This window comes from Hafnia alvei, from assembly GCF_964063325.1.
GTDB lineage: Bacteria > Pseudomonadota > Gammaproteobacteria > Enterobacterales > Enterobacteriaceae > Hafnia > Hafnia alvei_B.
Window position 1 is genome coordinate 1,586,393 of record NZ_OZ061315.1, and the last position, 12,393, is coordinate 1,598,785.

Consider the following 12,393-nt stretch of genomic DNA (forward strand, 5'->3'; position numbering starts at 1 on the left):
CCTTATATGAAAGCAGTTTGCTGCGTGGTGTTATGCGTTTTTTTCTCTTTGACCAAGGTCCATAAGAAGGCAGCACCAATAAGATCAAAGAACCCTAAGCCGACAAAGAAGAAGTTGTAACCAATCACGGCGACGGACGCGCCTAAGAACATTGAGAAAAGAAAGTTTCCCGTTCCCCCGCTGAGCGCGGCGAAACCGGTCGCCGTTGCCACTTCGGATTTATTAAATAAATCTGACGACATGGTGATAACGGTAATAGAGAGACATTGATGTGCAAAACCAGCAATGCAAAATAGTGCGACAGCCAAATAGATATTTTCGACGTGGCAGATAAACGCCATGCTGACCATGAGACAGGCCGCAAAGGTGTAGGTAATACGGCGTGAATTAATAATGGTGATGCCGCGATTATTTAAATAGCGCGCCATTATTCCTGAGAAAATACAGCCTAAATCTGAGGTTAAAAAAGGGAGCCAGGTAAACATAGCCACATGAGCCATATCGAGATGACGTTCGGTGACTAAATAAAGAGGCATCCAATAATGCAACGTTCCCCATGCGGGATCGGCCATAAAACGCGGCAGGGAAATGCCCCATAAATTGCGATTAGTGAGCATATCCTTGAGTTTAACTCGCTGGACGTTCTCCGTAGATTTCACCTGCCCATCGGCGATCAAAATACGCTCTTCATCTGACAACGCCGGATTTTTTTCTGGTGACTGATAAAAAAATAGCCATAGAACCACCCAGATGAGACCAACCGCACCGGTGATAATAAAGGACATTTCCCAGTTATATTCGAGTATTGCCCAAACTACCAAGGGAGGCGCCAGCATTGCGCCGAGGGACGTTCCCATACTGTAGATCCCGCAGGCCAAGCCGCGCTCTTTAGCGGGAAACCATTCAGCCACTACTTTCATACCGGCAGGATTTGCCGAAGATTCAGTAACGCCCATGGTACCTCGCCAAAATGCGAGAGACTGCCAGCCGCCAGCCGTGCCATGCGCAATATTGGCAACAGACCAACCGATAGCAAAAATGGCAATTCCCCACTTAACACCGATGATATCGATGACGTATCCCACCACCGGCGCAGCCAGCGCGTAGGTTGCTTGAAATGCACTGACGACGTATGAATATTGTTGCTGAGTGATGCCAAGTTCTTTAATTAAGGTTGGCGCGGCAATTCCTAATGCGCTGCGAGATAAATAGTTGGTGATTGTCCCTACGGTAACGAGCGCAATTATCCACCAACGTAATCCTTTAACTTTCATCCGTTATCCACCTTTTCTATTTTATGAAACGATGTTTTATTAAAACAGATTTAATGTTTTTTTTATTGTGATCGATGATCAATATATTGATATTGTTGCATTTTTTTCATGAATGATTTTTTGGGACATATTATTGCTATCGATCATTTAATTTTATAATCGTGAGAAGAAGTATTTTTGTTTGAAATAAACGGGAAGGAACTCAATAGATTGGTGTTTTTTAGCCGGAGCTAATAAATAAGTTATTACTACAAATAGCGGCTTATTTAATTTGTGGCGAATGGAAAACGTCGCGGAGAGTGGGGAACGCCACCCAAAAAGTCGCGGATGGCGTTAAATAAGAAGAGGCTAAATTCAGCGGCTATTTCTCATGCCGTTGGCGTAAATTATTAATCACCGCGCTGAGGTCCAGATCTTGATCCTGTAGCAATACCATCAGGTGGTACATCAGGTCTGAGGCTTCATTCACTAACTCATCGCGATCGTGCACCGTCGCGGCTAGTGCGGTTTCCACGCCTTCTTCACCCACTTTCTGTGCGATGCGTTTGGTGCCGCTGGCGTACAGGCTTGCGGTATAAGAGCTTTTCGGATCGGCATTTTTACGCTCTGCCAGCAACTGTTCTAACTGGAACAAAAATGCCCAGTCGGAGGCGGCAGGAGAGAAACAGCTGCTGGTGCCTTTGTGACAGGTTGGCCCTTGAGGCTCCGCTAATACCAGCAACGTATCGTTATCGCAGTCAGGCGTGATGCTCACAACGCAGAGGAAGTGGCCTGAACTTTCACCTTTGGTCCACAGGCGCTGTTTGGTGCGCGAGTAAAACGTTACGTGGCGGCTACGATTGGTTTCATCGAGAGCTTCAGGCGTCATATAGCCCAGCATGAGTACTTCGCCGGATACCGCATGTTGTACGATTGCAGGCATTAGGTTATCGACTTTATTCCAATCTAATTGTTCTTTTTGTTGTTCTGATAAAAAGGATTCTTTTAACACAAGCGGATCTCCACACCTTGTTGCGACAGATAACGTTTCAAATCGCCAATATTGATAATTTGTTTGTGAAACACCGAGGCGGCTAGCGCGCCATCAACGTCGGCGTCGCGGAATGCTTCTAGGAAATGCTCTGGTGTGCCCGCTCCGCCGGAGGCGATCAGCGGCACATGGCATACCTCGCGGATCAGTTTCAACTGGCGAAGATCGTAACCGTTGCGTACACCGTCTTGGTTCATCATGTTTAACACGATCTCACCGGCACCGCGCTTTTGCACTTCTTTAACCCAATCAACCGTTTGCCACGTGGTGGCTTTGGTGCGTTGTTCGTCACCGGTAAATTGATACACCTGATAGCTATCGGTTTCGGCATCAAACCACGTATCGATACCCACTACGATGCACTGCACGCCGAATCGGTCGGCGAGGCGAGAAATCAAATCAGGATCGGCCAGCGCAGGGGAGTTAATAGAAATTTTATCGGCGCCAAAGGTTAAAATTTGCGAGGCATCTTCGATGCTTTTGATTCCGCCAGCGACGCAGAAGGGAATATCAATCACTTCTGCCACGCGTGATACCCAGCTTTTATCCACCACGCGTCCATCGGATGACGCGGTGATGTCATAAAACACCAGCTCATCGGCTCCTTCCTGCGCGTAGCGCTGAGCGAGCGGTACGATATCGCCGATAATTTCGTGGTTACGAAACTGAACGCCTTTGACCACTTGACCATCGCGAACGTCCAAACAAGGAATTATGCGTTTTGCCAGCATGCGATAGCCTCCTTCACGGTGAATTTTCCTTCGAGTAGGGCACGCCCCACAATGACGCCTTGAACGCCGCTGCCGCGTAGGGCGGCTATATCCTCTAGGCTACCAATGCCGCCGGATGACTGGAATGCCACCTGCGGATAACGCGCACACACTTCTTGATACAGCGCCACGTTGGAGCCGCTAAGCGTTCCATCGCGCGAAATATCGGTGCAGAGCACATGCTTAAGGCCATAAGGCAGAAACGCATCGACGATTTGCTCAAGCGTGACGCCGGAATCTTCCTGCCAGCCGCTGACCGCAATATTTTTGCTGCCGTCGGTGGTAATTCGCACGTCGAGCGCCAGAACCAGCGCATCGGCGCCAAAACGGGTAAACCACTGTTTCACGACATCAGGCTGACGCACCGCCGTTGAGCCGATGACAACGCGTGCAGCGCCCGCTTCAAGCAGAGCCGCTACGTCGTCTTCACTGCGAATGCCACCACCAACCTGCACGGGAACGGAAACGCCGGCCAGCAGTTTGCGCAGCAATGGGATCTGGCGCGCCGCCGGATCTTTAGCGCCGGTTAAATCAACCAAGTGCAGAACTTCACCGCCTTGCTGCTGATAATCTTGCAGGCGTGGTAACGGGTCATTGCCATAATCGCGTTGCTGGCCGTAATCGCCCTGATGCAGACGCACTACTTTTCCATCGATAAGATCTAATGCGGGGATAATCATTAGCGTGCTGCTCCTTAAAGTGACAATTCCAGAAAGTTTTTTAACAGCTGAGCACCGGCGGCACCGGAGCGCTCAGGGTGGAATTGCACACCGAAGAAATTATCTTTTTGCACCGCAGCGCTAAATGGCGCGCCATAGTTCGCCTGCGCGATGGTGTTTTCGCACACCGGATAGGCATAACCGTGCACAAAATAGAAATAGGCGCCGTCTTCCAACCCTTGAAAAAGGCGATGACCCGCGAGGGATGACACCTGGTTCCAGCCCATGTGCGGCAATGGCAGCCCATAATCCTTCATGGTTTCGACGGGGGTATCGATGATGCCTAATGTGTCGGTATTGCCTTCATCGCTGCGGCTAGCCAGCAGCTGCATACCGAGGCAGATCCCCAAAACGGGCTGAGTACAGGCTTTAATCAGCTCAATCAGATTACGCTCGCGCAGCTGTTGCATCGCGGCTTGCGACGTTCCCACGCCCGGAAGAAATAGCTTATCAGCGGTGAGCACCACGTCGGGTTCGCGGCTGATTTTTGGCTCATAGCCCAGCCGCTGAATGGCATATTTCACCGAGGATAAGTTGGCGCAGCCGGTGTCCAGAATCACAACGTTAGTGTCGGCCATCATAAAACCCCTTTCGAGCTTGGCAGAGTATCGCCCTCAACGCGAATGGCCTGACGCAGCGTGCGGCCAAAGACCTTAAATAAGCTCTCTACGCGGTGGTGATCGTTTTTCCCTTTGGTTTTCAAGTGCAAGGTGATCCCCATGGCATAGGCCAGAGATTGGAAAAAGTGCTCAACCATTTCGGTGCTGAGATCGCCCACCCGCTGGTGGGTAAACTCGGCCTTATAAACCAGATAAGGGCGGCCAGAGATATCCAACGCGCAGCGCGCCAAGCATTCATCCATCGGCAGCACAAAGCCAAAACGAGAAATGCCGCGTTTATCGCCCAGCGCTTTTTTCAACGCTTCGCCCAATGCCAGCGCGGTATCTTCCACGGTGTGGTGATCGTCGATATACAGATCGCCCTTAACCTCGATGTTCATGCGGAAACCACCGTGGGTGGCAATTTGATCGAGCATGTGATCAAAGAAGCCGACGCCGGTGCGAATGTGGCTTTCACCTTCACGGTCGAGCCACACGTCAACGTTGATTGCGGTTTCACGCGTAACGCGGTTCACCTGTGCGTGGCGGTCGCGTTTAGTTAACTCATCGGCGATGTGTGCCCAACCGCTATTTTCTGCGTTGTAGCGAATACCGGCGATGCCCATGTTTTCTGCCAGCTGAACGTCTGTTTCACGGTCACCGATGACGCGTGAGGCGGCATAGTCCATCACTTCAGGGTTCAGGTATGCCTGCACCAGCTCGGTTTTTGGCTTACGGCAGGTGCAGTTGTCGGCGGGCAGGTGCGGACAGATCAGCACGTCATCGAAGACCACGCCTTGCGACGTAAAAATCTGCATCATCAAGTTATGCGGGCCGTCAAAATCGGTCTGCGGAAAGCTGGCTGTGCCTAAGCCGTCTTGATTGGTGATCATCACCAGACGATAACCCGCCTGCTGTAGCTTCAGCAGCGCAGGGATAACGGCAGGTTCAAACGCCAATTTGTCCAAGCGGTCGACCTGAAAATCAACCGGTGGTTCGCTAATTAGGGTTCCGTCACGGTCGATAAAAAGAAACTTCTGGCTCACACGGCCTCCTTGCTGAATTCTTTAGCGGCTACGGCATTAGGGAACGCGCGCAGGGCTGCAATCACTTGGTTGTTTTCTGCCTGTGTGCCTATGGTGATCCTTAAGCAGTTCGACAGACTGGGTTGTTTGCTTTGATCTCGTAAGATAATGCCTTGATCCCAGAGCGATTTAAACACCGCAGCGGCGGCTGAACAGCGGAAGACTAAATAGTTGCCTTCGCCGGGATAGACGGCCTCGACGCAGTCGCATTCGGTTAGTGCTTTTACCAGCAGCGCGCGGTTTTCTAGAATGGTTTGCACCCGCTGGCGCATCGCTGCCACACCGTCTGGCGAGAGCGCCTGTGCGGCGATATCGGCAACCGGCGTTGAAAGTGGATAAGGTGCAATGACTTTCAATAGCAAAGTGATCATTTCAGGACTGCCGAGCGTGAAGCCACAGCGCAAACCCGCCAAAGCGAATGCTTTAGACAGGGTACGCAATACGACCATGTGCGGAAACTCAGCCAGCCAAGGCACCAGCGTAGCGTGCGGTGCGAACTCGATATAGGCCTCATCAACGGCCACGATGGCTTTTCCTGCGGTCAGCGCTAACAGCTGGCGTAAATCAGTTGGGCTAAGCAAGTTGCCGGTTGGGTTATTAGGGCTACAGACGTAAATCAGCTTCACGCCAGCCAGATTTTGTTCAATGGCCGGTAAATCCAACTGCCAGTCTTCACGTAATGCTACCGTGCGGCGTTCAACGCCAAAGGTTTCAGCGCTTACGCCGTACATACCGTATGTCGGTGGGCAATACAGCACCGCATCCTGGCCCGGCTCACAGAATGCACGGATCAGAAGCTCAATGCCTTCATCTGCGCCACGGCTAACTAAAACCTGATCGGCGTTGACGCCCGCGTAGGACGCATAGTTATTAATTACGGCCTGTGGCTGACATTCTGGATAACGGTTAAAAGTATCGGCGCTGAGCTGATAAGCCGTGCCAATCGGATATTCGTTGGCGTTTAACCACACGTCGCCTTTACCGCCCAGACGGCGAGCAGATTGATAAGGGACTAATTTGCGCACGTTGGCGCGGGCCAATTCTTCAATGCTGGAGCTCATTAGTTTTTCTCCTTCTGCTGAGACTGGAGCGCAGCAACGCGCAGGGTGACGGCATTTTTGTGGGCGGTCAGCAGCTCTGCCGCCGCCATTGCTTCAATCACCGGCGCTAAGCCGAGTAGGCCATCGGCGCTAATTTGTTGAACGGTCATGCGTTTTTCAAAATCCGCTAAACCGAGGCTGGAGTGGGTTGCGGTGTAGCCGTAGGTTGGCAGCACGTGGTTAGTGCCAGACGCGTAGTCGCCCGCAGATTCGGGCGACCAGTCGCCAAGAAACACCGAACCTGCGCTAGTGATTTTGTCAATCCATTGGCGTGGTTCGCGGGTCTGGATAATCAGGTGCTCAGGACCATAACGGTTGCTGATATCGATGCACTCCGCTAATGACGAAGTGACAATCAAACGGCTTGAGTCCAGCGCCTGACGGGCGATGTCGGCACGTGACAGGGTTGCGAGCTGTGCTTCCACTTCAACGGCGACGCGTTTGGCTATTTCGGCATCGGGCGTGAGCAAAATGACCTGTGAATCAGGACCGTGTTCGGCCTGAGAGAGCAAATCGGCGGCGATAAATGCCGGCGTGGCTTTTTCATCGGCAATCACCAGAACTTCAGACGGGCCAGCAGGCATGTCGATGGCTGCGCCGTCGATGCTTTGGCTTACCTGACGTTTGGCTTCGGTGACGTAAGCATTGCCCGGCCCAAAAATTTTATCCACTTTAGGGATAGACTCGCTGCCAAAGGCAAGTGCCGCAATAGCCTGTGCACCGCCGACCTGAAATACCTCAGTGATGCCACACAGTGAGGCGGCATAGAGGATTTCGTTGGCAATCGGCGGTGGCGAACACAACACGACTCGCTGACAGCCAGCGACGCGCGCCGGAATACCGAGCATTAATACGGTGGACAGCAGCGGCGCAGTGCCGCCCGGAATGTATAAACCGACCGACGCCAGCGGGCGGGTGACCTGCTGGCAACGTACGCCGGGCTGGGTTTCGATATCCACCACAGGCAAAATCTGGGCGACGTGGAATTTTTCGATATTTTGGGCAGCCTGCTGCATAGCCGCTTTGATTTCTGCGTCTAAGCGAGAGGCTGCCTGATCGATATCGCTCACGCTGACGCGCAAAGTAGCAATATCGACTTTATCGAATTTGGCGCTCAGCTCACGCAGTGCCGCATCGCCGCCGGATTTAACCTGCCGTAAAATATCTGCCACGCTGGCGCTTATGGAGTCAGACGCGGCGACCGCAGGACGTTGCAACAGCGCTTGTTGCTGCTGCGCATCGCATTCGTTCCAGAAAGTGATGTTGTTAAAGCTCGTTTTCTTATCAGCAGCAATCATCGCCATTACTCCATCATTTTTTCGATTGGCAGAACCAGAATCGAGCTAGCACCCAGAGACTTCAGTTTTTCCATGGTTTCCCAGAACAGGGTTTCGCTGCTCACCATGTGCATGGCGACACGGTTTTGGTCGCCGGCCAGCGGAAGTAACGTTGGACGTTCAGCCCCCGGCAACAGCTGAATAATTTGTTCCAGCTTGTCGCTTGGCGCGTGCAGCATGATGTATTTGGATTCGCGAGCTTGGATCACGCCTTGAATACGGGTCATCAGCTTGTCGATCAGCTCTTGCTTAGCCGCTGGCATTTCGCCATCGCGCTGGATCAGACAGGCTTTGGAGCGATAAATCACCTCAACTTCACGCAGGCCGTTAGCTTCTAACGTTGCGCCGGTAGACACCAAATCGCAGATCGCATCGGAAAGGCCCGCGCGTGGCGCAACTTCCACCGAGCCGTTCAGCAGGCACGATTTAAAGCGGATATTTTGTTTATCGAGGTATTGCTTTAGCAGGTGTGGGTAGGAGGTCGCGATGCGGGAATCTTGCAAACACTGCGGGCCGTCGTAAGGAACGTCTAGCGGCATCGCCAGTGATAAACGACAGCTGCCGAAATCCAAGCGGCGCAGGGTGAAGTAGCGCGGATCTTCGCCCTGAGCGCGACGGCTCAGCAGCTCTTCTTCCAAAACGTTCTCGCCAATGATGCCTAAATCGACAACGCCATCCATCACCAATCCGGGGATATCGTCATCGCGAACGCGCAGAATATCGATAGGCATGTTTTCGGCGAAGGCGATCAAACGTTGCTGCTGAAGATTAATTTTAATGCCGCAGCGTGCCAGAAGCTCCTGAGAGTCTTCGCTCAGGCGACCGGATTTTTGCATGGCGATACGTAAACGAGTTTTGTCTAACATGTGGCTTCCCTTAATATTTTTTAAATTCTGTGGTGTCATTTAGCGATCTTTGGGCAACAAAAAAGCCCTCGGAAGATAATCTTCCGAGGGCTCTCTTTTGCGTTCTGCGCCACTGGAAGATTGTTAACCGTCTTCCAGCACTCATCGGCCTGTCAGACTAGTCAGGATGATGGTGATGATGGTGGCTGAACTGAACGCGAGTAAGCATTTTTTGTAATCCAATAATTTGGCAGACACAATTGTCTGCGTTAACTGTAAATTAACCTAAACCAAATACAGGGGGGATGGCAACCCCTTTTTTGTGGTCATTTTTTATTTTATCTATTGCCGCATCATGGCGAGAAAAGTTTAATATTTCGTTTTTGTTTCATTTACCCAGCATGATTGATTATTACTGACAATACTTTACTGCACGATATAGCGTGGAAATTGTATAAACAGAGAGAGTGGCGTAGCCTGATTTATATGAATAAATTGTTTTCCATGCATAATTCATTGAAATAAATAGTGCGACTAGGTCGCAGGTCATGCGTATTGAGAGGGCCGCAATGAAAAAAATATCAATAGTAGGACTTGGCTGGGTTGGTATGCCGTTGGCCCTATCTCTGCTGGGGCGTGGCTATCAGGTGGTTGGCAGTAAAACCACCTCCGACGGCGTTGAAGCTGCACGTATGAGCGGGATCGAATGTTATCCGTTGGTGATGACGCCCGAGCTCGAGTGTGAGCAAGACGATCTAGAGCAGCTGCTTGATGCCGATGCTTTAGTGATTACGCTGCCAGCCAGCCGCAAGCCAGAAGAGGGCGAGCGCTATTTGCATGCGGTTCAGCTTTTGGTGGATAGCGCTTTGGCGCACAACGTTCCACGGATTATCTTCCTAAGCTCTACCTCGGTTTATGGCGACGCCGTTGGCACCGTCAATGAACGCTCTGAGCTGCAGCCTAATACCAGTGCTGGCCGCACCTTAGCTGAGCTAGAAACGTGGCTGCACGATTTGCCAAATACCTCGGTTGATATTTTGCGCTTGGCAGGATTGGTTGGCGCAGGGCGTAATCCAGGCCGTTTTCTTGCGGGAAAAACAGGTATTTCTGGTGCCAACAGCGGCGTGAATCTGGTGCATCAGGACGACGTGATTGCGGCTATTCAGATGCTGCTCAAACTGCCGCAGGGTGGGCATGTGTATAACCTGTGTGCGCCGATCCATCCGACTAAAGCCGATTTTTATCCGCCTTTGGCGCGAGCTTTAGGACTGGAACCACCGCAGTTTGCCGATGAAGATAAGCCTTCGCAGGGAAAGCTGGTGGATGGTAGCTTAATCAGCAAAGAATTAGGCTTCGAGTATCAGTATTCGAATCCGACGTTGATGCCATTGAATTGATATGCGGTTAACGTAAAAAACCAGTCATTCGACTAATGCTGGCCACTTAAGCGTGATTTTAGGGGAAGTACACCGATGGGGTCGTAGCAGCTTTAGCTGCCGGAGCGCCCCGCGGTGTGCTAGCCCCGTGTATCTCGATCTCTTAAACGATCAGCATCAGTCATCTAACAGGCTTTTTGTTGCAGAAATCAGCGCCGCTTTTAGGCGCTAACGCTGCCCCACATATCGTATTCATCAACGTTTTCGATGGTGACGTTAACCACGTCGCCAATCTTCAGCGCGGTTGCGCCGTTGAGATAAACTGCGCCGTCGATTTCAGGTGCATCAGCCATGCTGCGGCCAATAGCGCCTTCTTCGTCCACTTCATCAATGATAACGGGAATTGTCAGGCCAATTTTGTCTTTCAGACGCTGGGCTGAAATTTGCTGCTGCAGCTGCATAAAGCGGTGGAAACGTTCTTCCTTCACCTCTTCCGGCACTTGGTCAGCCAACTCATTGGCGGTGGCACCTTCAACCGGGCTGAATTTGAAACAGCCAACGCGGTCGAGTTTCGCTTCACTCAGAAAATCGAGCAACATCTGGAAGTCTTCTTCGGTTTCGCCAGGGAATCCAACGATGAACGTCGAGCGCAACGTGAGCTGCGGGCAGATTTCGCGCCAGCGCTTGATGCGCTCAAGGGTGCGTTCAACTGCGCCAGGGCGCTTCATCAGTTTAAGGATTTTTGGACTGGCGTGCTGAAGCGGAATATCCAGATACGGCAATACTTTGCCTTCCGCCATCAATGGAATGACGTCATCCACGTGCGGATAGGGGTAAACGTAATGCAGGCGGATCCAAACACCCAGTGAGGAGAGCTGTTCACACAGGCCGATCATGCTGGTTTTCACCGGCTGACCGTTCCAGAATCCGGTGCGGTGTTTGACGTCAACGCCGTAGGCCGAGGTATCCTGCGAAATAACCAGCAGCTCTTTTACGCCCGCATCAACCAAACGTTTTGCCTCATCCAATACGGAACCAATCGGGCGGCTATCCAGATCGCCACGCATGGATGGAATGATGCAGAACGTACAGCGATGATTACAGCCTTCGGATATCTTCAGGTAAGCGTAATGTTTGGGCGTGAGTTTGACACCCTGTTCCGGCACCAAGCTGGTAAACGGATTATGCGTTGGTTTCGGCACATACTGGTGTACGTGCTCGAGTACGGCTTCGTAGCTGTGTGGCCCAGTGATTTCCAAAACTTTAGGGTGAACCTCGCGGATCTGGTTCTCTTTTGCCCCTAAACAGCCGGTAACAATCACTTTTCCATTTTCGTTGAGCGCTTCACCGATAGCCTCTAACGATTCTTGCACGGCGCTGTCGATAAAACCGCAGGTGTTCACGATAACGAGTTCGGCGTCATCGTAGCGGGGGACTACATCATAACCTTCGGTGCGCAGTTCGGTCAGAATACGTTCGGAGTCCACTAGGTTTTTCGGGCAACCCAAAGACACAAAACCAATACGCGGTTGGTGCATATATTACGCTCACAAAATGTTCAAAGAATAAAAACGGCTGCGATTTTACACGGGAATTTATTCCGCCTCTAGTTTTTATCATGGCGGGTGCCTAGGCTAGGTCAATTCGTAGTGATATTGTCAGAAATATGGCTGCGGAGTGAACGATTTTTAAGGATGCATAGGTGGTGATACTAGAAACTCAAAGACTAATCATGCGGCAAATAAATGAATCAGACTGGGCATTTTTCAGCGTTCTTTACCGTGATGAACAAGCTATGGCGCTGATTGCAGACACCCAAACAGAGCAGCAAATTTTGGCTGCTTTTGATTGTCGTTTGCCTGAATGGCGTAAAGAACTGCCCCAATGGTTGTGTTTGGTCATGATTGATCGAGACTCTGGCCAGCGAGTGGGATTGACCGGTTTTGTTTCTGAATGGCTGCCACATCGTATGGCTGAAGTTGGTTTCATCATTCCCCCTAAATTTCAACGCAAAGGCTATGGCAAAGAATCTCTCGCTGCGCTGATTGATTTTGCGTTTTCACAATGTGGCTATCACAAGCTAAAGGCGGTGGTGACTTCAGGTAATGAGGCATCGCGGGGATTATTATTGCACGGCGGTTTTCAGCAGGAAGGTTGCTTGCGGCAGAATTATTTTCTACAGGGAAAATGGCATGATGACTGGGTATTCGGCTTGTTGGCCGAAGAATATAGCAGGGGCGAACCCCTGCTATGATTCG

General features: G+C 51.3%; 13 protein-coding genes and 1 other annotated feature. Of the genes, 2 read left to right on the forward strand and 11 right to left on the reverse strand.

Annotated elements, in window-relative coordinates:
- Positions 1-2: 2 nt before the first annotated feature.
- The 10 genes from AB3Y96_RS07525 to hisL all read right to left on the reverse strand — a co-directional run bounded on the left by AB3Y96_RS07525 (position 3) and on the right by hisL (position 8,988).
- Positions 3-1,274 (reverse strand): MFS transporter, encoded by a 1,272-nt coding sequence (locus AB3Y96_RS07525; protein ID WP_367298857.1) that lies wholly within the window; start codon positions 1,272-1,274, stop codon positions 3-5.
- Positions 1,275-1,635: 361 nt separating this feature from the next.
- Positions 1,636-2,265: a bifunctional phosphoribosyl-AMP cyclohydrolase/phosphoribosyl-ATP diphosphatase HisIE gene (hisIE, locus tag AB3Y96_RS07530; RefSeq protein WP_367298858.1), complete on the reverse strand. Its 630-nt coding sequence runs from the start codon at positions 2,263-2,265 to the stop codon at positions 1,636-1,638.
- On the reverse strand, positions 2,259-3,035 hold the full coding sequence (gene hisF / locus AB3Y96_RS07535; RefSeq protein ID WP_367298859.1) for an imidazole glycerol phosphate synthase subunit HisF: 777 nt from the start codon (positions 3,033-3,035) through the stop codon (positions 2,259-2,261). Before hisF ends, hisIE begins: the two co-directional genes overlap by 7 nt.
- Entirely contained in the window at positions 3,017-3,754 is a 738-nt protein-coding gene (hisA, locus tag AB3Y96_RS07540) for a 1-(5-phosphoribosyl)-5-[(5-phosphoribosylamino)methylideneamino]imidazole-4-carboxamide isomerase (RefSeq protein WP_367298860.1), read from the reverse strand. Before hisA ends, hisF begins: the two co-directional genes overlap by 19 nt.
- Positions 3,755-3,768: 14 nt before the next feature.
- Positions 3,769-4,371: an imidazole glycerol phosphate synthase subunit HisH gene (gene hisH, locus AB3Y96_RS07545; RefSeq protein WP_367300292.1), complete on the reverse strand. Its 603-nt coding sequence runs from the start codon at positions 4,369-4,371 to the stop codon at positions 3,769-3,771.
- A complete protein-coding gene (gene hisB, locus AB3Y96_RS07550) occupies positions 4,371-5,438 on the reverse strand; it encodes a bifunctional histidinol-phosphatase/imidazoleglycerol-phosphate dehydratase HisB (protein ID WP_367298861.1) in 1,068 nt (355 codons plus the stop codon). Before hisB ends, hisH begins: the two co-directional genes overlap by 1 nt.
- Entirely contained in the window at positions 5,435-6,538 is a 1,104-nt protein-coding gene (gene hisC / locus AB3Y96_RS07555) for a histidinol-phosphate transaminase (RefSeq protein ID WP_367298862.1), read from the reverse strand. Before hisC ends, hisB begins: the two co-directional genes overlap by 4 nt.
- Positions 6,538-7,875, reverse strand: coding sequence for a histidinol dehydrogenase (hisD, locus tag AB3Y96_RS07560; protein WP_367300293.1), 1,338 nt, complete (start codon positions 7,873-7,875; stop codon positions 6,538-6,540). Before hisD ends, hisC begins: the two co-directional genes overlap by 1 nt.
- A gap of 5 nt (positions 7,876-7,880) precedes the next feature.
- Positions 7,881-8,780 carry an ATP phosphoribosyltransferase gene (hisG, locus tag AB3Y96_RS07565; protein ID WP_004095958.1) on the reverse strand — a complete coding sequence of 300 codons (900 nt, stop codon included), beginning with the start codon at positions 8,778-8,780 and terminating at the stop codon, positions 7,881-7,883.
- 56 nt (positions 8,781-8,836) lie between these two features.
- Positions 8,837-8,962 (reverse strand) — a sequence feature (His leader region).
- Entirely contained in the window at positions 8,938-8,988 is a 51-nt protein-coding gene (gene hisL, locus AB3Y96_RS07570; RefSeq protein ID WP_102961614.1) for a his operon leader peptide, read from the reverse strand. It overlaps the preceding feature by 25 nt.
- Positions 8,989-9,328: 340 nt before the next feature.
- Here hisL and AB3Y96_RS07575 point away from each other — a divergent pair, with 340 nt between their 5' ends.
- A complete protein-coding gene (locus AB3Y96_RS07575; protein ID WP_367298863.1) occupies positions 9,329-10,156 on the forward strand; it encodes an SDR family oxidoreductase in 828 nt (275 codons plus the stop codon).
- A 200-nt stretch (positions 10,157-10,356) separates the two neighbouring features.
- Here the strand turns inward: AB3Y96_RS07575 and rimO are convergent, their stop codons facing one another.
- Entirely contained in the window at positions 10,357-11,673 is a 1,317-nt protein-coding gene (gene rimO / locus AB3Y96_RS07580; RefSeq protein ID WP_367298864.1) for a 30S ribosomal protein S12 methylthiotransferase RimO, read from the reverse strand.
- A 194-nt stretch (positions 11,674-11,867) separates the two neighbouring features.
- On the opposite strand from rimO, the gene AB3Y96_RS07585 reads away from it, so the two are divergent.
- Positions 11,868-12,389, forward strand: a complete 522-nt coding sequence (locus AB3Y96_RS07585) for a GNAT family N-acetyltransferase (protein WP_367298865.1) — start codon at positions 11,868-11,870, stop codon at positions 12,387-12,389.
- Positions 12,390-12,393: the final 4 nt, after the last annotated feature.

Excerpts from the sequence above, each read along its gene's own strand:
- AB3Y96_RS07525 (WP_367298857.1), bottom strand. The coding sequence starts at position 1,274 with ATGAAAGTTAAAGGATTACGTTGGTGGATAATTGCGCTCGTTACCGTA.
- hisF (WP_367298859.1), bottom strand. The coding sequence starts at position 3,035 with ATGCTGGCAAAACGCATAATTCCTTGTTTGGACGTTCGCGATGGTCAA.
- hisA (WP_367298860.1), bottom strand. The coding sequence starts at position 3,754 with ATGATTATCCCCGCATTAGATCTTATCGATGGAAAAGTAGTGCGTCTG.
- hisH (WP_367300292.1), bottom strand. The coding sequence starts at position 4,371 with ATGGCCGACACTAACGTTGTGATTCTGGACACCGGCTGCGCCAACTTA.
- hisC (WP_367298862.1), bottom strand. The coding sequence starts at position 6,538 with ATGAGCTCCAGCATTGAAGAATTGGCCCGCGCCAACGTGCGCAAATTA.
- hisD (WP_367300293.1), bottom strand. The coding sequence starts at position 7,875 with ATGATTGCTGCTGATAAGAAAACGAGCTTTAACAACATCACTTTCTGG.
- hisG (WP_004095958.1), bottom strand. The coding sequence starts at position 8,780 with ATGTTAGACAAAACTCGTTTACGTATCGCCATGCAAAAATCCGGTCGC.
- AB3Y96_RS07575 (WP_367298863.1), top strand. The coding sequence starts at position 9,329 with ATGAAAAAAATATCAATAGTAGGACTTGGCTGGGTTGGTATGCCGTTG.
- rimO (WP_367298864.1), bottom strand. The coding sequence starts at position 11,673 with ATGCACCAACCGCGTATTGGTTTTGTGTCTTTGGGTTGCCCGAAAAAC.
- AB3Y96_RS07585 (WP_367298865.1), top strand. The coding sequence starts at position 11,868 with ATGCGGCAAATAAATGAATCAGACTGGGCATTTTTCAGCGTTCTTTAC.